The sequence below is a fragment of the Streptomyces sp. NPDC050610 genome (assembly GCF_040654875.1).
GTDB lineage: Bacteria > Actinomycetota > Actinomycetes > Streptomycetales > Streptomycetaceae > Streptomyces.
The window spans coordinates 31,872-53,249 of record NZ_JBFAIV010000020.1 but is presented as its reverse complement, the minus strand read 5'-3'; the positions used below and the strand labels follow the sequence as shown (position 1 = coordinate 53,249).

Here is a 21,378-nt window from a genome sequence, read left to right as displayed (position 1 = left end):
GCAGGATCATCCGGAGCGCCACGAATGAGTCATTCTTCCAGGGGGACCTACCGTTCCCAGGGTCATCGCCGGGCCTCCAAGGCAAAGGTGTGGTTCCTGGGGGTCGTGGCCGTGCTGGTGCTCGGCGGGATCGCGTATCCGGTCATGGACTACCTCGGGGTCTTCTCGGACCAGGGCGATCCGGTCAGCTTCGGACAGCCGGAGCCGGGTGAGGGCGGCGGTCAGGCGGGCGGCGACAGCGGCAAGCAGAAAAAGGACTCCAAGGTCTCGTTCCCGACCGGGCCGAAGGCGGACTTCCGGGTGCAGAGCCATCTGAGCGACGGCACCACCATCGGCGTCGTGAAGCTGCACGGCAAGAAGTCGGGCTTCACCGGCAAGGTGTGGGTCTGGGCGCCGAAGCAGTACGGGGAGGCGAAGTACGCGAAGAGCGGCTTCCCCGTGATGATCGCGCTGCCGGGCGGCAACGGGTACCCGAACAACTACTGGATGGGCACCGACCTCAAGCTCCAGGCGACCATCGCGAAGGAGTCGCTGGAGGGCAAGAGCCTGCCCTTCGTGCTCGCCATGCCGGTGCTGAACCCGGACGCGAAGAACTACTACGACGGCAGCGACATACCCGGCCAGCCCAAAATGGGCACCTGGCTGAGCGAGGACGTCCCCGACCTGATGAAGGCGAACTTCCGCACGCTGAAATCGCGCGACGGCTGGGCCTTCATGGGCTCGTCCTCGGGCGGATTCTCCGGGCTGAAGGCCGTGCTGAAGGACCCGGACAAGTTCAAGGCCGTCATCGCCTCCGGCCCGGACATCGTGCCGGACTCCCCGCTGTGGGCGGGGCACCCGGCCGAAAAAGCGGCCAACAACCCGGAGAAACTGGCCGAGAAGCTGATCGCAGCCAAGCACCCGGACGTCTATCTGGCCTTCCAGGTCGGCACCAAGGAACACACCGTGATGCCGAAGGTGAAGAAGTTCATCACCCAGTACGGCAATAGAGGCCCGGTCAAGACGAACCTTCAGGTGATCCAGGGCGGCGAGCACAACGGCAAGACCTATGTGCAGGGCATGGCCAACGGAAGCCTCCAGTGGATCAGCGAACACATGGAGGGCCCGACACCGGCCTCTTGACCGGCACCGGCCTCCTGACCAACGCCGGCCTCCTGAGAGGTCTCGCCGAAAAGCCCGGCGCCGGCCCCCGTGAACTCCGCCCCCACGGAGTTCGGGGGGCCGGCGCCGTCACCCCCAGGTCAGCCCTCCAGCAGGTTCACCTTCACGTCGGCCGGGAACCCGGTCGTCGGGCCCGTACGCCGCGCGAACTCGGTGACGCCCGCCAGCTGCTCCGCCCCGAAGCGGAAGTCCAGGGTCGTGAAGTAGCGCTCCAGCAGCGGCGCGTCGAACTGCTCCCAGCGCGCCGCCTGCTCGGCGACCTTCCCGACCTCCGCCAGGGACACGTCGCGGGAGGCGAGGAACGCCTCGTGCACCTTCCGTACGATCCGGGGCTCGCGCTCCAGGTAGTCGCGGCGCACGGCCCACACGGCGAAGACGAACGGCAGCCCCGTCCAGTCCTTCCACATCTGCCCGAGGTCGTGGACGTCGAGGCCGAGCTGGGGCCCGTAATGCATTTTGGCCCGCAGCGCCGCGTCCCCGATCAGTACGGCGGCGTCCGCCTCCTGCATCATCTGCCCGAGGTCCGGCGGGCAGGTGTAGTAGTCGGGCTCGACCTTGTACTGCTCCGCGAGCAGCAGCTGGGCCAGGCGCACGGAGGTCCGCGAGGTCGAGCCGAGCGCGACCCGGCCGCGGTCCAGCTGCTCCAGCGGCACCTGCGAGGCGATCACGCAGGACATCACCGGACCGTCGCAGCCGACGGCGATGTCGGGCAGCGCGACCAGGTCGTCGGCGTTCTTCAGGAACTCGACGAGCGTGATGGGGCCGATGTCGAGTTCGCCGCTGACCAGCTGTTCGCTGAGCTTCTCCGGGGTGTCCTTGGTGAGCTCCAGATCGAGCAGCGTGCCCGTGCGGGCGAGGCCCCAGTACAGGGGCAGGCAGTTGAGGAACTGAATGTGGCCGACCCGCGGCCGGCTCCGACGGTGGTCGGGGAGGGCGGCGGCGGCAGAGGCTGAATTGTCCACATCCGGAGGCTAGACCCGCGTCGCACACGCGAACGGAGCGGGGTCCGGCGATCCGCGCTCGACCTGCGATCTTTTCCGTCCAACAGCGGCTGAAAACCCCGCCAACAGGTGATCTTCGACTCTTTCCCAGCCCCCACGGAGCGTGCTAGGCTCACCGCAAGTTGCAGTTTGGTTTCCCTTGCAGTACAGAGCCTGCGGAGCATGTGACCCCGCAGGCTTTTGTAGTTTTCAGACTTCTCGCAGGTTCTGGAGCAGGGCAACCCTTTGGCCCAAGGAGGGCTTATGGCTACCGGAACCGTGAAGTGGTTCAACGCTGAAAAGGGCTTCGGCTTCATCGCCCAGGACGGCGGCGGCCCGGATGTCTTCGTTCACTACTCCGCGATCAACGCCTCTGGCTTCCGTTCCCTGGAAGAGAACCAGCAGGTGAACTTCGACGTCACGCAGGGTCCGAAGGGCCCGCAGGCGGAGAACGTCACCCCCGCCGGCTGATCCCTCGGGACCAGCTGGTCGGCCGATCGCGGTCGACGTGCAACACCCAAGGAGCCCCGCTCCTCCGCTTCGGCGGGGAGCGGGGCTCCTGCCTTTGGCACAGGGCCCTCGTACGGGACTCCTGTACGGGGCCCCTGTACGGGACTCCCACACGGGACCCTTGTACGGACCCGCGTACGGAACTCGTGCACGGAGCCCGCGTACCGAGCCCTCATACGGACCCCGCTCCCTCCCCCGCGCCCGTACGAGCGTGTGAGCCCCCCGAGGGCTCCCCCGCGCACCGGTCCGGTTGCCCGCCGCCCGGCGCGCCGCGAGCCGCATCCGCCCCCGGCGTCGGCAGAGTTGATCTTCCCGGTCCGCTCCCGGCGCACCGCCGCCCGCGGCGGCCCCATCGGTCGGCCCAGCGCCACCGGACCGTCGGGAGATGGGAGAGCCGCATGCACGCGCGCACCACAGCCCTCACCGCCGTCGCCGCACTCACCCTGTCGCTCGGGCCGGGCGGCACCGGCCACAGCGGCGCCGCCGCCCGTACGGCGGACCGGCCCGGCGACCTCGTCAGCTCGGCGCCGACCGCGTTCCGCCGGCTGCCCGGCCAGCCCACCCCGACCCGGGCCTGGCACATCAAGTACCGCTCCACCACGGCCAAGGGCGCCCCCAACACGGTCTCCGGAACCGTGCTCGTCCCCACCGACGGCAGCCCGGGCCCGCGCCCGCTGATCACCTACGCCGTCGGCACGGTCGGCCTCGCCGACAGCTGCGCGCCCTCGGCCGGGTTCCCGCGCGGCACGACCGCCGAGGCCGACCTCATCCAACTGCTCACGCTGCGCGGCTGGGCCGTGGCCGTCACCGACTACGAGGGCCTCGGCACGCCCGGCGTCCACACCTATACGGTCGGCCCCGCCGAGGGCCGCGCCGTGCTCGACGCGGCGCGGGCCGCCGAACGCCTGCCCGGCACGGGGCTCTCCAAGGACACGCCCGTCGGCATCATGGGCTACTCGCAGGGCGGCCAGGCGTCGGGCTGGGCAGCCGAGTTGCACGCGAGCTACGCGCCCGAACTGAACGTCAAGGGCACCGCCGCCGGCGGCGTACCCGCCGATCTCCTCAAGGTCGCCGCCCACAACCACGGCAGCACAGGAGCGGGCCTCGTCCTGATGTCCGCGATCGGCCAGAACGCGGCCTTCCCGGAGCTGCGGCTCGACGCCTACCTCAACGAACGCGGCCGCCGCTACGTGGACTTGATGAAGCGGAGCTGCGTGGCGATCGACACCGTCGCGGGCCTCTTCCGGGAGATGTCCGACGTGACGGTCCGCGACCCGCTGCGCCGGCCGGCCTGGCAACGCGCCCTGCACGCCTCCGACCTGGGCGCCCGCGCCCCCGACCGGCCCGTGTACCTCTACCACGGGACGGCCGACCAGCTGATTCCGTACGCGGTCGGCGACCGGCTGCGCGCCGACTGGTGCGCGCGGCGGGCCGCGGTCGCGTGGCGGCCGATCCCGCTCGGCGAACACGTCGCCGGCGCCATCTCGGGCTCGGTCCCGGCCGCGAACTGGCTCGCCGACCGCTTCGCCGACAGGCCGCCCCACAGCGACTGCTGACTGTCCGAAAGACCTGCGGAAGGCTGGATGGAAGAGAGCCCCGTGCCACCTTCCCCCACAGAAGGCGGCACGGGGCCGTTCATGGCGGCGCCGACGGCGGCCCGGCCCGGATCGCGGAAGTCCCGCGCGAGCGGCGGCGCCGAAGAGACCCGCACGCCCCGGCGGGTCCCGTCGGCGGCGTGGTGAAGCGGCGGACCGGCGCGGTACGGGCACGAGCGGGTGCGCGTCGTCGGCCGCCCGCCGGATCGCTGTGAGCAGCTTCTCATCCCGCGCCCGAAGCCGGTGCGGCACCTCCCGTTTCCCGGACCACCGCGGGCAGTTCGGGCCCCGGCCGTCACGCGCGTAACCAGCTCTTACGCACGTACCAGCCGGTACGCGCGTACCAGTCTGTACGTACGTACCAGCCCGTACGCGCGTACGGCCCCCCGAGCGCCAGGGGCGCGGAGGGCCGTACGCGGGTGGAGCGGAGCGGAACGGAGCGGAACGGAAACGCGGTCAGACGGTCGCGGGCTCCGGCTTCTTCGGCTGCGGCTGCGCCGGGGCCGGGGACGAGGCCGGGACCTCGTCGTCCAGCGGGGAGGAGCCGGCGGCGTCGTACATGGCGCGGTCCAGGACCTTCTCCCGTGCCGAGACGACGATCGGGACGACGACCTGCCCGGCGACGTTGGTCGCGGTGCGCATCATGTCGAGGATCGGGTCGATCGCCAGCAGCAGGCCGACGCCTGCCAGCGGCAGGCCCAGGGTCGAGAGGGTCAGCGTCAGCATCACGGTCGCGCCGGTCAGACCGGCCGTGGCGGCCGAGCCGATGACCGAGACGAAGGCGATCAGCAGGTAGTCGCCGATGCCGAGGTGCATGTGGAAGATCTCGGCGACGAAGATCGCGGCGATGGCCGGGTAGATCGAGGCGCAGCCGTCCATCTTGGTCGTGGAGCCGAAGGGCACCGCGAAGGACGCGTACTCCTTCGGCACGCCGAGCCGCTCGGTGACCTTCTGGGTCAGCGGCATGGTGCCGACCGAGGAGCGGGAGACGAAGGCCAGCTGGATGGCGGGCCAGGCGCCCTTGAAGAACTGGATCGGGTTGGCCTTGGCGACCAGGCCGAGCAGCAGCGGGTAGACGCCGAAGAGGACGAGGGCGCAGCCGACGTAGATGTCGACGGTGAACGTCGCGTACTGGCCGAGCAGGTCCCAGCCGTACTGGTAGATGGCCTTGCCGATGAGGCCGACGGTGCCGAGCGGGGCGAGCCGGATGACCCACCACAGGGCCTTCTGGAGGAGCTCCAGGACCGAGCGGCTGAGGGTGAGGATCGGCTCGGCCTTCTCGCCGAGCTTGAGGGCGGCGATGCCCGCGACGGCGGCCATGAAGACGATCTGCATGACCTGGAGTTCGGTGAACGGCGTGACGACGTCGGTCGGGATGATCCCGGTGAGGAAGTCCAGCCAGGAGCCCGAGTGCTGGGGCTTGGCGCCGTCGGCGGCGGTCAGGCCGGTGCCGGAGCCGGGGTTGGTGAGCAGGCCGATGGCGAGGCCGATGACGACCGCGATCAGCGAGGTCACCATGAACCAGATCAGGGTCCGGGTGGCGAGGCGGGCGGCGTTGTTCACGTTCCGCAGGTTGGTGATGGACACCAGGATGGCGAAGAAGACGAGCGGGGCGACGGCCAGCTTCAGCAGCTGGATGAAGATGCCGCCGATCTTGTCCAGGGTCGTCTGGAGCCAGGCGATGTCGCCGCTCTTCGCGGCCCAGCCGAGGAGGGCGCCGAGGACCAGGCCCAGCAGGATCTGGGCCCAGAACGGCACCTTGGGTATGCGCCGGCTCGACGATGACGTGTTCGTTGACGATGACAACGGAATCTCCGGGGACAGACGGGTGTCAGAGAGGTGAGGGCGTGAATGCGCCAGGAGGTCCGTACGGGATCTCCGGCCGCTGCGGCGGATCGTCGGGCGGGGCCCGGTCAGCGGCGGCGACAGGCCGCGGACATGCGGCGGCAAAGATCGATGTGCAGGCGCGCCACGAGCACGAGGCTCATGGGGGATCGGTGCGCAGCTGCTGTCTTCATGACAAGTACGTTAACACTCGAACTTTGAGGTTCCCAAAGAATATCTTTGGTATCTCGCGTTACGGACAGCCCCAGGCAGGGACAAAGGGGCTCCAGGGGGCGCCAGGTGGGCGCCAGGGGGCAAAAACGACAGCGCCCCGCAGGGGAGCGGCTGCTCCCCCGCGGGGCGTGCGTGGCGTGCGTGCGGCGGCTACACGACGTGATCCTCCTGGGCGGCGTTGGCCGCCAGGGCCTCCTTGGCGCGGTCCACGCGGCCGACGATCTGCTCGGACATGGCGTCACGCTGCTTGCGCAGCAGCACATAGCTCAGCGGCGCGGAGATGACGAGCGCGACCAGCACCATCCAGATCAGGTTGGAGCCGCGCACCGCGAGCGGAATGACGTGCACGGAGCAGAGCACCCAGACCACCGCGAAGCAGGCGATGAGGAGGCCGATTCGCATACCGGTGTAGCGGAGCGAGGCGAACTTCTGGCTACTCACGGAGAGACCTTCTTCTCAACGACATCCGAAAGGGGCACCCTCCAGTCAAGCACGCCCCCGATTCGTTCAGAGAAGGGGGAGCCACATCGTGATGTCGTCGCGGTGGTCGCCGTCCGCGACCTTGATCGCGTCGGGCACCCGGCCGACCTCCTTGAAGCCGCAGCGCGCGTAGAAGTGGTCCACCCCCGTGCCGCCTCGCACGCCGAGGCGCAGCGCGTCGAAGCCCAGGTCGCGGGCCATCTCTATGGCTTCGAGCAGCATCTGCCGTCCGTGGCCGCCGCCCTGGAGCGCCGGGTGGATCATGACCGTGGCCACGGTGCACCAGTGCTTCATCAGGCGGTGCCGGTTGAACTTGAGGAAGACCGTGCCGGCCAGCCGCCCGTCGGGGCCGTACGCCGCCAGCATCCGCGCGCGCCCGGCGGCGACGTCGTCGGCCTGGCTCTCGGCGGCGGGCCGGATGTCCTCGACGGTGACCGGGGCGACGAAGCCGACGGCTCCGCCGGCGTTGGTCACCTCCGTCCAGAGCTGAGCGAGGCTGTCGCGGAGTGCGGGGGTGAGCTGGGGATCACGGACGTACGTAAGTGCCATGACCGCTATGCAACCATTACCGACCGCGCGGTGCAATGCCGTTTCCCGGCGCCGCGAACCCCGCCGGAAACCGCGAAGACCCCGGCCGGCGGCCGGGGTCTCGACAGGTGCGTGCGGTGCGCGACGGGCTCAGACGCGCATCGGCTGCGGCGACTCGCGCCGCGCCGGGTCCGGGCCGTCGTACTCGCGGATGGTCTCGTAGCGCGTGTTGCGCTCGATCGGGCGGAAGCCCGCGTCCCGGATCAGGTCCAGCAGATCGTCACGGGTCAGCTTGTTCGGCGTCCCGTAGTTGTCCGCGTCGTGCGTGATCTTGTACTCGACGACCGAGCCGTCCATGTCGTCCGCGCCGTGCTGGAGCGCGAGCTGCGCGGTCTGCACACCGTGCATGACCCAGAAGACCTTGACGTGCGGGACGTTGTCGAACAGCAGCCGGGAGACCGCGAAGGTCTTCAGGGCCTCGGCGCCGGTCGCCATCGTGGTGCGCGCCTGGAGCCTGTTGCGGACCTTGCCGTCCTTCATGTCCACGAAGTCGTGCTGGTAGCGCAGCGGGATGAAGACCTGGAAGCCGTTCGTCTCGTCCTGGAGCTCGCGCAGCCGCAGCACGTGGTCGACGCGGTGCCGGGGCTCCTCGATGTGCCCGTACAGCATCGTCGCCGGGGTCTTGAGCCCCTTCTCGTGCGCCAGGCGGTGGATGCGCGACCAGTCCTCCCAGTGGGTGTCGTGGTCGACGATGTGCTGCCGGACCTCCCAGTCGAAGATCTCCGCGCCGCCGCCGGTCAGCGACTCCAGACCGGCCTCGATCAGCTCGTCGAGGATCTCGGAGGCGGGCAGCCCGGAGATCTTCTCGAAGTGGTGGATCTCGGTGGCGGTGAACGCCTTGAGGGAGACGGTGTCGGGCAGCGCCTCCTTGAGGGCGCTGAGCGAGCGCGGGTAGTAGCGCCACGGCAGGGTCGGGTGCAGGCCGTTGACGATGTGCAGCTCGGTGAGGTTCTCGTTCTCCATGGCCTTGGCCAGGCGGACGGCTTCCTCGATGCGCATCGTGTACGCGTCCTTCTCCCCCGGCTTGCGCTGGAAGGAGCAGTACGCGCACGACGCCGTGCACACATTGGTCATGTTGAGGTGGCGGTTGACGTTGAAGTGGACGACGTCGCCGTTCTTCCGCGTGCGTACCTCGTGGGCGAGGCCGCCCAGCCAGGCCAGGTCGTCGCTCTCGTAGAGCGCGATGCCGTCCTCGCGGGTCAGCCGCTCCCCGGACCGGACCTTGTCCTCCAGCTCGCGCTTGAGTCCCACATCCAGTTTCGATGCAGTCATCCGGTCGCCTCCACTACATATCCATGTGTCTGCTGTCGCCTTCGGGCCTCTGTCCGTTATCGCCGTACGGGCCTCGTCGAGCCTACGCCTACGGCTCTTCGGGGAGCTCCCCGACCCGGTTCTCCCACTTCGTGGAGAGCACGATCGTGGTGCGGGTCCGCGAGACGCCGCGGGTCCCGGAGAGCCTGCGGATGGTCCGCTCCAGCCCGTCCACGTCGCCGACCCGCGCCTTGAGCATGTACGAGTCGTCGCCCGCGATGAACCAGCAGTCCTCGATCTCCGGCAGGTCGCGCAGCCGCCGCGCCACGTCCTCGTGGTCGGCGGCGTCGGAGAGGGAGATGCCGATCAGGGCCGTCACGCCGAGGCCGAGCGAGGCGGAGTCGACCGTGGCGCGGTACCCGGTGATCACGCCGGCCGCCTCCAGGCGGTTGATCCGGTCGGTGACGCTCGGCCCCGAGAGCCCCACCAGCCGGCCCAGTTCCGCGTACGAGGCTCTGCCGTTCTCCCGCAGAGCCTGGATGAGCTGCCTGTCCACCGCGTCCATACGCCTGACACCTTCCATTAATCAGCGAACTCGCAGTTTTGCATGTAGAATCTAAGGCGTACAGGGCAGATGCCCTGCAAAACCGTCACACGATCAAAGAAGATCTAGGAGTGTGTCCCGTGTACACGATCGAGATGGCCTACGCCCGGATGCGTGAGCTTCAGGACGAGGCCAAGCGTTCGCGTGCTCACCAGCCCACCGCTGCCGCCGCCCGCCGCACCGGAATGATGTTCCGCACCGCGCGCGCCAAGAAGCGCTGAGCGTCCTAACCCTCCCGAGAGCCGCCACCCAGCTCTCCCTCCCAGCGGCGGTACAGCCGATGCGGCACGCCTGCCGCGTCCAGCACCCGCCCCGCGACGAAGTCCACCAGATCCTGGATGTGCGTCGCCCCCGCGTAGAACGCCGGAGAGGCGGGCAGCACCACGGCGCCCGCCTCGTCCAGTGCCACCAAGTGCTTCAGCGTCTGGCCGTTCAGCGGCGTCTCGCGCACCGCGACCACCAGCGGCCGCCGCTCCTTGAGCGTCACGCTCGCCGCCCGCTGCAGCAGATCCTTCGAGAGACCCAGCGCGACCCCGGCCACGCAGGCCGTCGACGCGGGCACGATCAGCATCCCCTGTACGGGGTACGAGCCCGACGACGGCCCCGCGGCCAGATCCCCGGCCGCCCAGTACCGCACCCCCGACACATCCGCGTCGAAGACGCCCGGCTTGCCGTCCGCGCCCCGGGCGAGCCACGCCGCCAGGTCCTCGCGCCAGTGCGCGTCGCGGAAGCTGATGCCCGTCTCGTCCAGCAGGGTCAACCGTGAGGCGCGGCTGACCACCAGGTCCACGTCCTCGCCCGCGCTCAGCAGCGCGCGCAGCACCGCCGCGGCGTACGGGGTCCCGGACGCGCCGGAGACCCCCACCAGCCATGGACGGCGTGTTCTTGTGCGTTCGTACGGTTCCACGACCCGAGCCTATCCGGCCGCCGCCCGCCCGTTCCCTGTCGCCCGCGTGCGGCGGGAACGGGAACGGGCGGGCCCGGCTCACCCGAATCGGTCACCCCGCCGGCCCCGCCGCTGACGCCGCGGGGCCCGGCGGTCAGACCGTCAGCCCCCGCACCAGCAGGTCGAGCAGCACGCAGACGAACAGCGAGATCCCGATGAAGCTGTTGGTCTGGAAGAACGCCCGGTTCAGCCGGGACAGGTCGTGCGGCTTCACGATCGTGTGCTCGTAGCAGAACGCCGCCGCGACGATCACCAGGCCGATCCAGAAGAACACCCCGGCGTGGGTGGCCAGCCCGAACCACACCAGCAGCGCCGTGGTCAGCACATGGCAGACCCGCGCCCCGTACAGCGCCGCCGGGACGCCGTACCGGGCCGGGGTCGACTTCACCCCGTGCGCCCGGTCCGCCTCCACGTCCTGGGAGCCGAAGATCAGGTCGAAGCCGCCGATCCAGATGCCGACCGCGAGGCCGAGGATCACCGCCTCCCACGACCACTCCCCCGTGACCGCGAGCCACGCGCCGACCGGGCCCATCGCCTGCGCCAGGCCCAGGATCGCGTGCGGGAAGTTGGTGAACCGCTTCCCGTACGGATAGACCACCATCGGCACCACGGCGATCGGCGCGAGCGCCAGGCACAGCGGGTTCAGCGCCGCCGCCGCGCTCAGGAAGACCACGACCGCGACCAGCGCGCCGGTCCACGCGGACCGCACCGACACCGCGCCCGTCACCAGCTCGCGGCCGGCCGTGCGCGGATTGCGGGCGTCGATCTCGCGGTCGATGATCCGGTTGCAGGCCATCGCGAAGGTGCGCAGCCCCACCATGGCGACGGTCACCAGGAGCAGCCGCCCCCAGTGGATCTCCTTGTCGAGCCGGTGCATCGCGGTGAGGGCGGCGATGTACGCGAAGGGCAGCGCGAAGACGGAGTGCTCGATCATCACGAGCCGCAGGAACGCCCGCACCTTGCCGCTGGGCCGCGCGGGACCGGACCCCAGTACGCCTTCGGCGGCCGACATCACAGCCCGCACCCGCGCGGACCGGAATTCCCCGGCTCCGCGTTCTCCTCGGCGGTCATGGACTGAGCTCTCACAGCCCGTACTCCTTCCAACGCTTCGTCACCTTTTCGGCGACCTCCGGGTCCGACTCGACCATCCGCGGCCAGCCGCCGTCGCGCGTGTACCCCTCCTCGGGCCACTTCGCGGTCGCGTCGATACCCGCCTTGCCGCCCCAGAACTGCTGGTACGAGGCGTGGTCGAGGTGGTCGACGGGCCCCTCGACGACGGTCAGGTCGCGCGCGTAGTCCGTGTTCCCCAGCGCCCGCCAGGCGACCTCGTGCAGGTCGTGGACGTCGCAGTCGGCGTCCACCACCACGATCAGCTTGGTGAGCGACATCATGTGCGCGCCCCAGATCGCGTGCATGACCTTCTGCGCGTGCTTCGGATACCGCTTGTCGATCGCGACGATCGCGCAGTTGTGGAAGCCGCCCGACTCCGGCAGGTGGTAGTCCACGATGTCCGGCACGATGATCTTCAGCAGCGGGAGGAAGAACCGCTCGGTGGCCCGGCCGAGGGGGCCGTCCTCCGTCGGCGGCCGGCCCACCACGATCGACTGGAGCAGCGGCCGCTTGCGCATCGTGACGCAGTCGATGGTCAGCGCGGGGAACGGCTCCTGCGGCGTGTAGAAGCCGGTGTGGTCGCCGAACGGCCCCTCCGGCAGCATCTCGCCCGGCTCCAGCCACCCCTCGATGACCACCTCGGCCTGCGCCGGCACCTGGAGCGGCACCGTCTTGCAGTCGACCATCTCGATCCGCTTGCCCTGCACGAACCCCGCGAACAGGTACTCGTCGATGTCGCCGGGCAGCGGCGCGGTCGAGGCGTACGTCACAGCGGGCGGCGCTCCGAAGGCGATCGCGACCGGCAGCCGCTCACCGCGCCGCGCGGCCACCTGGTAGTGGTTGCGGCTGTCCTTGTGGATCTGCCAGTGCATGCCGATGGTGCGCTTGTCGTGGCGCTGGAGGCGGTAGAGCCCCAGGTTGCGCACGCCCGTCTCGGGGTGCTTGGTGTGCGTGAGCCCCAGGTTGAAGAAGGAGCCGCCGTCCTCGGGCCAGGTGAAGAGCGCCGGCAGCCGCTCCAGGTCGACGTCGTCGCCCGTGAGCACCACTTCCTGTACGGGCGCGGCCTCGCCCTTCACCTTCTTCGGCGGTACGTGCGTCATGTTCGCGAGCTTCCCGAACGCCTCCCGCACCCCGACGAAGCCCTGCGGCAGCTCGGGCTTCAGCAGCCCGCCGATCCGGTCGCTGATGTCGTCGTAGGACTTCAGCCCGAGCGACTTCAGCAGCCGGCGGTCGGTCCCGAAGACGTTCATGGCCAGCGGCATCGCCGCGCCCTTCACGTTCTCGAAGAGCAGCGCCGGGCCGCCCGCCTTGTTCACCCGGTCGACGATCTCCCCGATCTCCAGATAGGGGTCGACTTCCGCCTTGACGCGCTTGAGGTCGCCGTCGCGCTCAAGGGCTCTCAGGAATGAGCGAAGATCGTCATAAGCCATGCCATCAAGTATCAAGCACGCACTACCCTTGTCCCGTCACGGGGGCCGCCGACCGGCCCGTTCCTTATCTCTGGGGGCTCGCCACCATGCTCAGGTATCTGCCGTTCCTGCTGATCCTGGCCCTGTGGATCTATGCCTTCATCGACTGCCTGAACACCCCGGAGAACGAGGTCAGGGGGCTGCCGAAGATCGCGTGGGTGTTCATCATCCTGCTCTTCGGCGAGGTGCTGATCGGGCCGATCGCCTGGCTCGCCGCGGGCCGCCCGCGCACCGCCGCCGGGCCCGGCGCGGGAGGCGGCCCCGGGCCGCGCCGCACCTGGGTCGCACCGGACGACAATCCCGACTTCCTGAACACCATCCAGCGGGACGGCGGGCGGGGCGGCCGAGGCGGCCGGGACGGCTCCGCGGACGAGGAACTGCTCAAGAGCTGGGAGGCGGACCTGCGCCGCCGCGAGGAGGAGATCCGCCGCAAGGACGGCGGCCCCGAGGACGCGCCGCCGGCCCCGCCGAAGGGCTGACCCTCCGGCCGGTACGGACACGGCTCGTCCTGACGCGACTCGTACGGACACGGCTCGTACGGACGCCGTACGGGCCGCCCCGGTCGCAGCCCGTGCGCATGCGGCCCGTACGAGCGCCGCACGGCCCGCTCCAGCCGCGGCCTGTACGAATTCGGCTCCTATGGACGCCGTACGGGCCGCTCCTGCGTGCGGCTGACGCCGAGCGGGGCGCAAGACGACCACATCGGTCAACTCTCGTCTCTTCACAGCCATTTGTTGCATCGTTCACGTATTCACTCCTGCCCTTGGTGCGCACGCGCCGCGAGAGTCGGGTCGGCCCATTGGGGCCCGTATGCGATTCGAGCGAGAGGGACACCCATGCCCGACATGACCCGACGCAGACTCCTCGGCTCGGCGGCGGGCGCGGTCGGCGGCGCCGCGGCGCTGTCGCTGCTGCCGCCGAGCGTCCAGAAAGCGGTGGCCGCCGGACCGGAGCGGCACGGCTCGCTGGACGACATCGAGCACGTCGTGCTGCTGATGCAGGAGAACCGGTCGTTCGACCACTACTTCGGCACCCTCAAGGGCGTACGCGGCTTCGCCGACCCCGACGCGCTGCGGCTCCCCACCGGGCGCTCGGTGTTCTACCAGCCGGACGAGGCGAACCCCGAGGGGTACCTGCTGCCGTTCCGCCTCAACACGCATAAGAGCAGCGCCCAGGCGATCCCCTCCACCAGCCACGCCTGGGCCGTGCAGCACGAGGCGTGGAACGGCGGCAAGATGGACCGCTGGCTGCCCGCGCACCGCAAGGCGGACGGGAAGAACGGCCCGTACGTGATGGGCTACCACACCCGGCAGGACATACCGTTCCAGTTCGCGCTGGCCGAGACCTTCACCATCTGCGACAACTACTTCTGCTCGGTCTTCGGCCCGACCTGGCCCAACCGGCTCTACTGGATGACCGGCACCATCGACCCGTCCGGCGCCCAGGGCGGCCCGATCACCAACAACACGGCCCCCACGCCGTACCGGTGGACCACCTACGCCGAGCGGCTCCAGCGGGCGGGCGTGAGCTGGCGCGTCTACCAGCAGCAGGACAACTACGGCTGCAACATGCTGGAGAACTTCAAGACCTTCAAGGACGCCAAGCCGGGCGACCCGCTGTACGAGCGCGGCATGCGCAAGCTCGCGGCCGACGCCTTCGAGGAGGACGCCCGCAACGACCGGCTCCCCGCGGTGTCCTGGATCATCCCCACCAGCACCGAGTCCGAGCACCCGGACTACCTGCCGGCCGCGGGCGCCGACTTCGTCGCCCGGAAGATCGAGGCCATCGCGGCCAACCCGGAGGTGTGGCGCAAGACCGCCTTCATCCTCAACTACGACGAGAACGACGGCCTCTTCGACCACGTCCCGCCGCCGACGCCGCCCGCCGGCACGAAGGACGAGTTCGTACGGGGCCTGCCGATCGGCGGCGGCTACCGGGTGCCGTGCACGATCATCTCGCCGTGGACGGTGGGCGGCTGGGCCGCCGGGGACGCCTTCGACCACACCTCGGTGCTCCAGTTCCTGGAACGCTGGACGGGCGTCGAGGAGCCCAACATCACCGACTGGCGCCGCGACACCTTCGGCGACCTCACCTCCGCCTTCGGCTTCCGCCACGCCGCCCACCGCCCGCCGCGCCTGCCGCACGACACGGCGCGCCAGCTGGAACGGGCCAAGTGGGAGGTCGCCAACCTCCCCAAGCCCACCCTCCCCACCACCGGCCAGAAACCACCCCACCAGGAACGCGGCCACCGCAAGCGCCGCTGACCCGCCGGGTCGGGCACACCGGCCTCGCGACTGGCGGTTGGGTCAGTCGCGGGGCCAGTCCGTGGTCTCGATAGTGATGCCGGCCGCGGAGAGAACGACATCGGCGCCGAAAGCGTAGGTGGCGACTTCGCCGTACGCGCCGTCTTTCGGAGCGTGGTGGACGCTCACGTGCGCGGTCTTCGGGTCGGCGATGACGTAGGTGGGCACCCCGGCCAGGGCGTATGTCCTGAGCTTCGCGTCGTAGTCGTCGCGGCGGCTGCCCCTGGAGACGACCTCGGCCACCAGCTCGACGTCCCGGTAGCTGTGACTGCCGTTCTCGTCCTCTTCCGCGCCGTCCCGCACCAGTGCGACGTCCGGCGCGTAGCCGTTGAGGGCCCCGGGGAAGTCGACGCGTACGTCCCAGAGGATGTTCGCGTCGTGCCCACGGGCGTCCGCCACCGCGCGCACGATCCGCCGGATGATCGTGGAGTGCACCGCGCGATGCTCGTTCAGGACGATCTGCCCCTCGATGATCTCCACCCGGTAGCCCGGAGGGACATTCATGGCATCGATCGCCGCGAACATCTCGTCCAGTACGGCCGTGTTCTCCGCGGCGGTCATCCGCACCTCCTGGTCGGCTGCCTGGAACGTACCGGCGCGGCTGTCCTGCCGCAGTCCCCCGGGCGGGGGAACGGCGCGCCCCCAGCACAACGGCCCGCGCCGCTCCCTCAGGGAGCGGCGCGGGCCGTGGCGGCCGGTGGTCAGACGCCCGCGTACGAGTGCTTGCCGGTGATGAAGATGTTCACGCCGTAGTAGTTGAAGAGGTAGCAGGCGAAGGCGATGAGGCCGAGGTAGGCGGCCTTGCGGCCCTTCCAGCCGGCGGTGGCGCGGGCGTGGAGGTAGGCGGCGTAGGCGACCCAGGTGATGAAGGACCAGGTCTCCTTGGGGTCCCAGCCCCAGTAGCGGCCCCAGGCGGCCTCGGCCCAGATGGAGCCCGCGATGATCGTGAAGGTCCACAGCGGGAAGACCGTGGCGTTGACGCGGTAGGCGAACTTGTCGAGGGTCGCGGAGGCCGGCAGCCGTTCCAGGGCGCCGTCCCAGCCCATCTGCACCCGGACCCCGAACCGCGTCCAGCGGCTGCCCGCCGGGGTGTTCCGCAGCTTCTTCGCCAGGATGTCGCCGCCGGCCCGGCCGGCCGCCTGGCGGACCTCCAGCCCGTCGCGGAAGCGGTAGAAGAGGGAGGAGACCGCGCCGACGTACAGCGACGCGCCGGAGATGATCGCGCAGGAGACGTGGATCCACAGCCAGTACGAGTGCAGCGCGGGCACGAGCTGGTCGCTGGAGGTGTACAGCACGGAGACGGCGAGGCCGAGGTCGAGGAGGATCGTGGTGACCAGCGGCAGGCCGAGCCAGCGGATGTTCTTCTTGGCCAGCAGCAGACCGAGGTAGACCGCCACCGCCACCATCCCGAAGGTGGTGGAGAACTCGTACATGTTGCCCCAGGGGGCGCGCTCCACGGACAGCGCCCGGGTGAGCACCCCGCCGACGTGGATCAGGAAGGCCAGCACCGTCAGGGAGATGGCGATACGGCCGTACATGTCCCCCTTCTCGCTGCCGCCCGCCGCGCCCGGCCCGTCCGGCACGTCGCGGGCGCCCGCCGCCGCGCGGGTGACCACCTTCGGGCGTTCCAGCACCGCCGTGCCCGTGCCGCCCTTCTGGGCGACCTGCACGGTCACGCTCTTCGGCGCCGCCTCGGCGGTCAGCGCGGCGGCGGTGCGGCCGACCGCGCTGCGGCTGCCGAACACCCACTCCGCGATGTGCGCGAGGAAGGCGAGGGTGTAGACGGCCATCGCCGAATAGATCAGCACATTGCTGGTATGGGCCAGGTTCTCGTTGGCTGCGGCAGCGATGTTCACGCGCGCGCTCCTTCGGAGGGATCAGCGGGGTCTGCGGGATCGACGGGATCTGCGGAGTCCGGATCGGCGCCCTGTTCCGGGTCCTCCGGTACGGGCATGGCGTGGGGCTGGAGCGCGAGCGCGAGGTCGCCGAGCTCCTCGGGCAGTTTCGCGGACTCGCTGCGGCCGAGGCCGCCGAGCTCCACGACCGTACGCCCGTCCTCGCCCTCGACCGCCCGTACCCAGACGCGGCGGCGCTGGATGAACAGGGAGCCGGCGAGACCGAGCAGCGCGCCGACCGCCCCGGCCAGCGCGGTGCCGTTGCCCGGCTGGTGGGAGACCTGGAAGGTGGCCCAGGTCTTGATGGCGTCGAACTTGAGGGTGCCGGCGCCGTTCGGGAGCTTCATGGTGTCGCCGACGCGCAGCAGGTCCGCGAACGGCTTGCCGTCCTTGTCCTGGAACTGCTTCATCTTCGACGTGTCGAGCTTGTAGACGCTCTGCGGCAGACCCGCGTCCATGCCCAGGCTGCCGTGGTAGGCGGTCAGCACCAGCGCCGGCGAGTCCAGCGCCGGGAACTGGGACATCATCGTGCCGGTCTTGAGGTCCAGCGTCGGCACGAAGTTGCCCTGGAAGCCGATCTGGTCCGTCTTGCCGTCCTTGTCGTGGAAGTCCGGCACCTTGAGGATCGTGGACTCGGTGAGGTTCTTGCCGTCCACGGGCAGCGAGGCCACCGCGCCCTTGTACGCGATGTTGCCCTGGCCGTCCCGGACGGTGACGACGGGCGCGTAGCCGTGGCCCTGGAGGTAGACCTTGGAGCCGCCCGTCTCCAGCGGCTTGTTCACCTCTATCGCGGTCTCGCGCGGCTTGCCGTCCACGCCGTCGTAGTACGTGACGTGGGCCCGGAAGACGCGGGGGGTGCCCTTCTCCGGGCCGGTGCGCTCGTAGCTGGAGTCGAAGCCGTTCAGGTCGAAGCTGAACGGCTGGAGGTTGTCCTTGTCGAAGAGCGTGCCGGGCTTGAAGTCGTCGTACTGCGACATGGTGTTGGAGAAGCCGTCGCCCTCGACGATCAGCTTGGAGCCCTCGGCCTTGAAGAGCTGGCCGGTCGCGAAGGCCACCAGCATCACGATCAGCGAGATGTGGAAGAGGAGGTTGCCCGCCTCGCGCAGGTAGCCCTTCTCGGCGGCCACGGAATCGGCGGCGTTCTCCGTGCGGAACCGCTTGCCCCGCAGCACCTTGCGCGCCGCGGCCAGCACTTCCTCCGGCTCGGTTTCGGTCCGCCACGTCGTGTACGCGGGCAGCCGGGTCAGCCGGCGCGGCGCGCCCGGCGGGCGGCCGCGGAGCTGGCCGACGAACTGCCAGGTGCGCGGCACGATGCAGCCGATGAGCGAGATGAACAGCAGGATGTAGATCGCCGAGAACCACACCGAGCTGTAGACGTGGAAGAGCTGGAGCTTCTCGTAGATCGGCGTGACGGTGGGGTGCGCCTTCTGCCAGTCCTCGACCTTGACCGAGTCGACGCTGGTCTGCGGCACGAGCGAGCCGGGGATCGCGGCCAGCGAGAGCAGGAACAGCAGGATCAGCGCGACCCGCATCGAGGTGAGCTGGCGCCAGAACCAGCGGGCCCACCCGATGACGCCCATCGACGGCAGCTTGCCCGACGGTCCGGACTCGGGGGCCTCGACCGGCGCCGTGGACAGCTGGGCGCCGGCCTCGCCGAGGCCCTGCTCCTCGTCGGCGGGGGTGGGTGTCTTGGCCATCAGATCAGACCTCGGGAACGAAGGATTGGGTCCACGACTGCATATCGGTGACGATGCGGTCCCACGCCCCGGTGACGAGCAGCACGCCGACCGCGACGAGCATCAGGCCGCCGATCCGCATGACCCACTTGTAGTGGCGCTTGACCCAGCCGAACGCGCCGAGCGCCCGCCGGAAGGCGACCGCGGCGAGGATGAAGGGGACGCCGAGCCCCACGCAGTAGGCGATCATGAGGATCGCGCCGCGCCAGGCGCTCGCCTGGTCGAGGGCGAGTACGTTGACGGCGGCGAGGGTGGGGCCGATGCACGGCGTCCAGCCGACCCCGAACAGGACGCCCAGCAGCGGCGCCCCGGCCAGCCCCATCGCGGGCTTCTTGTGGAAGCGGAACTCCCGCTGCCCGAAGAGGCTCATGAACCCCATGAAGGCGAGGCCGAGCACGATGGTGAAGGCCCCGAGGACCTTGGAGATGAGTTCCTTGTGCGCCTGGAGCTGCCAGCCGAAGTTGCCGAACAGGGCGCCGCCGGAGACGAAGACGGCGGTGAAGCCGAGGACGAAGAGCGAGGCGCCGACGACCATGCGGCCGCGCTTGGCGTTGCCGAGGTCGGTGCCGCTGACCCCGGTGACGTACGAGAGGTAGCCGGGGACCAGCGGCAGCACGCACGGGGAGAAGAAGGAGACGAGACCGCCGAGCACCGCGATGGGCAGCGCGAGCAGCAGTGCTCCGCTCAGGACGGTCTGGTTCATGTCACTTCTCCGCGACGAGCGGGTCGAGCGTCTCGCGCAGCTCGGCCACGCTCAGCGCCTTGGGCGCGCGGGCGGCGATGTTCCCGTCCCGGTCGATGAAGATCGTGGAGGGGATGAACTGCGGGTTGAGGCTGCCCTTGGGGAAGCGCAGCAGCAGCTTGCCGGCCGGGTCGTGGTAGCTGGGGTACGGGACCTCGTACCGCTTCTCGAAGCTGAGCGCCGGCGCGGTGTCCGTGTCCCGGGTGTTGAGGCCGACGAACTCGACGCCCTTGTCCTTGTACTCGTTGGCGACCTTGGTGAGGTTGGGCGCCTCGGCGCGGCAGGGCGTGCACCACGAGCCCCACACGTTGAATGCGATGATCTTGCCCTTGAAGTCCTTCAGAAGGTCGAGCCGCTTGCCCTCAAGGGACTTGCCGACGAGGTCCGGCGCGCTCTGCCGGTCGCTCTTGTTCTTGACGACGCTGATGCCGCCCGTGCCCTGCACGAACTTGGTGTCACCGCCGCCCTTGGCCGCGTTCTCGGTTCCGCAGGCGCTCAGCACCAAAGCGGCTGTTGCGGCGCCGACGGCCAGCACTGCGGCACGACGGTGGCGTGTGGGGCGTCGAGGGGCGCGGCGGGCACTCATGTGAAAAGTTTCGCATGGGCCCCCCTGCGATCTTCCGCGCCCCCCTCGACGGCGATTCTCAGCCCCGCGACGGGGTCCACTTCTGGCCCACACCCAGCCCTCGGAGGTCCGCGAGCACCTTCGGGTCCTGCGCGTCCATCCAGTCGACGAGCTGCTTGAAGGAGACGAGCCGGACGTCCTTGTGCTTCTCGTCGGCGATGTGCTTGAGCGCTTCCTCGACGGCGTCCATGTAGATGCCGCCGTTCCACTGCTCGAAGTGGTTGCCGATGAAGAAGGGCGCGCGGTTGGTCTCGTACGCGCGCTGGAAACCGGCTATGTAGGACCGGGTGGCCTGCTGACGCCAGGCCGGGTAGTTGGCCGAGGGCGCCTTCGTCGAGTTCTTCGACTGGTTGAAGAGCATGTTGTAGTCCATGGACAGGACTTCGAAGCGGTGGCCGGGGAACGGTATCGCCTGGAGCGGCAGATCCCATACGCCGTGCTTCTTCGCCGGCCATATCTGGAGTCCGCCCGACGAACTCGCGTCATAGCGCCAGCCGAGTTTCGCGGCGGTCGGCAGCAGATTGTCCTGGCCGAGCAGGCACGGCGTACGGCCGCCGACGAGTTCCTTCGAGTAGTCGAATGGCAGCGGTTCGAGGTCCGAAAAGCCGGTGTTCGTACGCCACTTGGTGACGAACGACATCGCCTGGTCGATTTCCGACTGCCATTGCGCGGGCGTCCACTTGGCCACGGAACCGGAGCCCGCGCAGAAGTGCCCGTTGAAGTGCGTGCCTATCTCATGGCCTTCGAGCCAGGCGGCGCGCACGTTCTGCAGCGTCGCCTTGATGTGGTCGTCGGTGAGATAGCCGATGTCCGAGGCGCCGACCTTGTTGTTCGGCGGCCGGTACATGTTCTTCTTCGCCTCCGGCAGGCAGTACAGCCCGGAGAGGAAGAAGGTCATGGCCGCGTTGTGCTCCTTGGCCAGCTTGCGGAAGCGGGGGAAGAGCCCGTTGCCGACCTCGCCGGCGCCGTCCCAGGAGAACACCACGAACTGCGGCGGCTTCTGCCCGGGCGCCAGCCGCTCCGGCTTCGGCGGCTGATGCGGCTGCGGTCCGGCATCGGCCGTCGAGCCGTCGCCTATCGGTTTCGCCTTCGCCCGTTCGCTGGCCTTCGCCCGCGGGTCCTTGGTGGCGGCCGTGCCCCGGTCCGATCCCGAATCCGAGGAACATCCGGCCACGCCCAATGCGGCTGCAGCTCCCACTCCCATTCCGAGCAGCCCGCGTCGGCTGATGTCGCGCATTTCTTCCCCATCCGTGCTCGCCGTGCTCACCGTCCATATAAATGGACGATCGGTAAGACTGCACGGCGAGCGCGGATGGTTGCGCTCG

At 69.7% G+C, this 21,378-nt stretch carries 21 protein-coding genes; 6 read left to right on the top strand and 15 right to left on the bottom strand.

The features are described 5' to 3' along the window. Positions 1 to 87 precede the first annotated feature (87 nt). Complete coding sequence (locus tag AB0I22_RS23960; RefSeq protein WP_363132920.1) at positions 88 to 1,122, top strand: alpha/beta hydrolase-fold protein; 1,035 nt, start codon at positions 88 to 90, stop codon at positions 1,120 to 1,122. Between the two features lie 119 nt (positions 1,123 to 1,241). Here the strand turns inward: AB0I22_RS23960 and AB0I22_RS23955 are convergent, their stop codons facing one another. Next, the gene (locus AB0I22_RS23955) at positions 1,242 to 2,123 is read right to left on the bottom strand and encodes a menaquinone biosynthesis protein (protein ID WP_363132919.1); all 882 of its coding nucleotides are present in this window, start codon (positions 2,121 to 2,123) and stop codon (positions 1,242 to 1,244) included. A gap of 282 nt (positions 2,124 to 2,405) precedes the next feature. Between AB0I22_RS23955 and AB0I22_RS23950 the strand changes: the two genes are divergently transcribed. Both AB0I22_RS23950 and AB0I22_RS23945 read left to right on the top strand, forming a co-directional pair. Continuing rightward, a complete protein-coding gene (locus AB0I22_RS23950; RefSeq protein ID WP_363132918.1) occupies positions 2,406 to 2,612 on the top strand; it encodes a cold-shock protein in 207 nt (68 codons plus the stop codon). Between the two features lie 437 nt (positions 2,613 to 3,049). Continuing rightward, a complete protein-coding gene (locus tag AB0I22_RS23945) occupies positions 3,050 to 4,207 on the top strand; it encodes a lipase family protein (protein ID WP_363132917.1) in 1,158 nt (385 codons plus the stop codon). Between the two features lie 495 nt (positions 4,208 to 4,702). Here the strand turns inward: AB0I22_RS23945 and AB0I22_RS23940 are convergent, their stop codons facing one another. The 5 genes from AB0I22_RS23940 to AB0I22_RS23920 form a co-directional block, all read right to left on the bottom strand. Beyond that, positions 4,703 to 6,052, bottom strand: a complete 1,350-nt coding sequence (locus AB0I22_RS23940) for a dicarboxylate/amino acid:cation symporter (RefSeq protein ID WP_363132916.1) — start codon at positions 6,050 to 6,052, stop codon at positions 4,703 to 4,705. Between the two features lie 402 nt (positions 6,053 to 6,454). After that, the gene (locus tag AB0I22_RS23935) at positions 6,455 to 6,745 is read right to left on the bottom strand and encodes a DUF4229 domain-containing protein (RefSeq protein WP_363132915.1); all 291 of its coding nucleotides are present in this window, start codon (positions 6,743 to 6,745) and stop codon (positions 6,455 to 6,457) included. A gap of 66 nt (positions 6,746 to 6,811) precedes the next feature. Continuing rightward, the gene (locus tag AB0I22_RS23930; protein WP_363132914.1) at positions 6,812 to 7,333 is read right to left on the bottom strand and encodes a GNAT family N-acetyltransferase; all 522 of its coding nucleotides are present in this window, start codon (positions 7,331 to 7,333) and stop codon (positions 6,812 to 6,814) included. A 129-nt stretch (positions 7,334 to 7,462) separates the two neighbouring features. Beyond that, a complete protein-coding gene (gene mqnE / locus AB0I22_RS23925; protein ID WP_363133013.1) occupies positions 7,463 to 8,629 on the bottom strand; it encodes an aminofutalosine synthase MqnE in 1,167 nt (388 codons plus the stop codon). A 103-nt stretch (positions 8,630 to 8,732) separates the two neighbouring features. Continuing rightward, positions 8,733 to 9,188: an Lrp/AsnC family transcriptional regulator gene (locus AB0I22_RS23920; RefSeq protein ID WP_363132913.1), complete on the bottom strand. Its 456-nt coding sequence runs from the start codon at positions 9,186 to 9,188 to the stop codon at positions 8,733 to 8,735. A gap of 119 nt (positions 9,189 to 9,307) precedes the next feature. Between AB0I22_RS23920 and AB0I22_RS23915 the strand changes: the two genes are divergently transcribed. Next, the gene (locus AB0I22_RS23915; RefSeq protein ID WP_363133020.1) at positions 9,308 to 9,448 is read left to right on the top strand and encodes a hypothetical protein; all 141 of its coding nucleotides are present in this window, start codon (positions 9,308 to 9,310) and stop codon (positions 9,446 to 9,448) included. Positions 9,449 to 9,453: 5 nt separating this feature from the next. On the opposite strand, the gene AB0I22_RS23910 is transcribed toward AB0I22_RS23915, so the two are convergent. The 3 genes from AB0I22_RS23910 to AB0I22_RS23900 form a co-directional block, all read right to left on the bottom strand. After that, positions 9,454 to 10,134 carry a UbiX family flavin prenyltransferase gene (locus AB0I22_RS23910; protein WP_363132912.1) on the bottom strand — a complete coding sequence of 227 codons (681 nt, stop codon included), beginning with the start codon at positions 10,132 to 10,134 and terminating at the stop codon, positions 9,454 to 9,456. Between the two features lie 133 nt (positions 10,135 to 10,267). Next, complete coding sequence (mqnP, locus tag AB0I22_RS23905) at positions 10,268 to 11,185, bottom strand: menaquinone biosynthesis prenyltransferase MqnP (RefSeq protein ID WP_363132911.1); 918 nt, start codon at positions 11,183 to 11,185, stop codon at positions 10,268 to 10,270. A 70-nt stretch (positions 11,186 to 11,255) separates the two neighbouring features. After that, positions 11,256 to 12,713 carry a menaquinone biosynthesis decarboxylase gene (locus tag AB0I22_RS23900; protein ID WP_363132910.1) on the bottom strand — a complete coding sequence of 486 codons (1,458 nt, stop codon included), beginning with the start codon at positions 12,711 to 12,713 and terminating at the stop codon, positions 11,256 to 11,258. A gap of 86 nt (positions 12,714 to 12,799) precedes the next feature. Here AB0I22_RS23900 and AB0I22_RS23895 point away from each other — a divergent pair, with 86 nt between their 5' ends. Continuing rightward, entirely contained in the window at positions 12,800 to 13,231 is a 432-nt protein-coding gene (locus AB0I22_RS23895) for a PLD nuclease N-terminal domain-containing protein (protein WP_363132909.1), read from the top strand. A 357-nt stretch (positions 13,232 to 13,588) separates the two neighbouring features. Beyond that, positions 13,589 to 15,016, top strand: a complete 1,428-nt coding sequence (locus tag AB0I22_RS23890) for an alkaline phosphatase family protein (protein WP_363132908.1) — start codon at positions 13,589 to 13,591, stop codon at positions 15,014 to 15,016. A 42-nt stretch (positions 15,017 to 15,058) separates the two neighbouring features. Here the strand turns inward: AB0I22_RS23890 and AB0I22_RS23885 are convergent, their stop codons facing one another. The 6 genes from AB0I22_RS23885 to AB0I22_RS23860 all read right to left on the bottom strand — a co-directional run bounded on the left by AB0I22_RS23885 (position 15,059) and on the right by AB0I22_RS23860 (position 21,290). Next, positions 15,059 to 15,616: a Uma2 family endonuclease gene (locus tag AB0I22_RS23885; protein ID WP_363132907.1), complete on the bottom strand. Its 558-nt coding sequence runs from the start codon at positions 15,614 to 15,616 to the stop codon at positions 15,059 to 15,061. A 140-nt stretch (positions 15,617 to 15,756) separates the two neighbouring features. Further along, entirely contained in the window at positions 15,757 to 16,911 is a 1,155-nt protein-coding gene (gene ccsB / locus AB0I22_RS23880; protein ID WP_363132906.1) for a c-type cytochrome biogenesis protein CcsB, read from the bottom strand. Next, complete coding sequence (locus AB0I22_RS23875) at positions 16,908 to 18,647, bottom strand: cytochrome c biogenesis protein ResB (protein WP_363132905.1); 1,740 nt, start codon at positions 18,645 to 18,647, stop codon at positions 16,908 to 16,910. The genes ccsB and AB0I22_RS23875 overlap by 4 nt, the downstream gene beginning before the upstream one ends. Positions 18,648 to 18,651: 4 nt before the next feature. Continuing rightward, positions 18,652 to 19,389: a cytochrome c biogenesis protein CcdA gene (locus AB0I22_RS23870; RefSeq protein WP_363132904.1), complete on the bottom strand. Its 738-nt coding sequence runs from the start codon at positions 19,387 to 19,389 to the stop codon at positions 18,652 to 18,654. 1 nt (position 19,390) lies between these two features. Next, entirely contained in the window at positions 19,391 to 20,014 is a 624-nt protein-coding gene (locus tag AB0I22_RS23865; RefSeq protein WP_363132903.1) for a TlpA disulfide reductase family protein, read from the bottom strand. Between the two features lie 58 nt (positions 20,015 to 20,072). Continuing rightward, positions 20,073 to 21,290, bottom strand: coding sequence for a hypothetical protein (locus tag AB0I22_RS23860; protein WP_363132902.1), 1,218 nt, complete (start codon positions 21,288 to 21,290; stop codon positions 20,073 to 20,075). Between the last annotated feature and the right edge of the window lie 88 nt (positions 21,291 to 21,378).

Excerpts from the sequence above, each read along its gene's own strand:
- AB0I22_RS23870 (WP_363132904.1), bottom strand. The coding sequence starts at position 19,389 with ATGAACCAGACCGTCCTGAGCGGAGCACTGCTGCTCGCGCTGCCCATC.
- AB0I22_RS23895 (WP_363132909.1), top strand. The coding sequence starts at position 12,800 with ATGCTCAGGTATCTGCCGTTCCTGCTGATCCTGGCCCTGTGGATCTAT.
- AB0I22_RS23920 (WP_363132913.1), bottom strand. The coding sequence starts at position 9,188 with ATGGACGCGGTGGACAGGCAGCTCATCCAGGCTCTGCGGGAGAACGGC.
- AB0I22_RS23930 (WP_363132914.1), bottom strand. The coding sequence starts at position 7,333 with ATGGCACTTACGTACGTCCGTGATCCCCAGCTCACCCCCGCACTCCGC.
- AB0I22_RS23885 (WP_363132907.1), bottom strand. The coding sequence starts at position 15,616 with ATGACCGCCGCGGAGAACACGGCCGTACTGGACGAGATGTTCGCGGCG.
- AB0I22_RS23865 (WP_363132903.1), bottom strand. The coding sequence starts at position 20,014 with ATGAGTGCCCGCCGCGCCCCTCGACGCCCCACACGCCACCGTCGTGCC.
- AB0I22_RS23875 (WP_363132905.1), bottom strand. The coding sequence starts at position 18,647 with ATGGCCAAGACACCCACCCCCGCCGACGAGGAGCAGGGCCTCGGCGAG.
- AB0I22_RS23950 (WP_363132918.1), top strand. The coding sequence starts at position 2,406 with ATGGCTACCGGAACCGTGAAGTGGTTCAACGCTGAAAAGGGCTTCGGC.
- mqnP (WP_363132911.1), bottom strand. The coding sequence starts at position 11,185 with ATGTCGGCCGCCGAAGGCGTACTGGGGTCCGGTCCCGCGCGGCCCAGC.
- AB0I22_RS23860 (WP_363132902.1), bottom strand. The coding sequence starts at position 21,290 with ATGCGCGACATCAGCCGACGCGGGCTGCTCGGAATGGGAGTGGGAGCT.
- AB0I22_RS23890 (WP_363132908.1), top strand. The coding sequence starts at position 13,589 with ATGCCCGACATGACCCGACGCAGACTCCTCGGCTCGGCGGCGGGCGCG.
- AB0I22_RS23900 (WP_363132910.1), bottom strand. The coding sequence starts at position 12,713 with ATGGCTTATGACGATCTTCGCTCATTCCTGAGAGCCCTTGAGCGCGAC.
- AB0I22_RS23945 (WP_363132917.1), top strand. The coding sequence starts at position 3,050 with ATGCACGCGCGCACCACAGCCCTCACCGCCGTCGCCGCACTCACCCTG.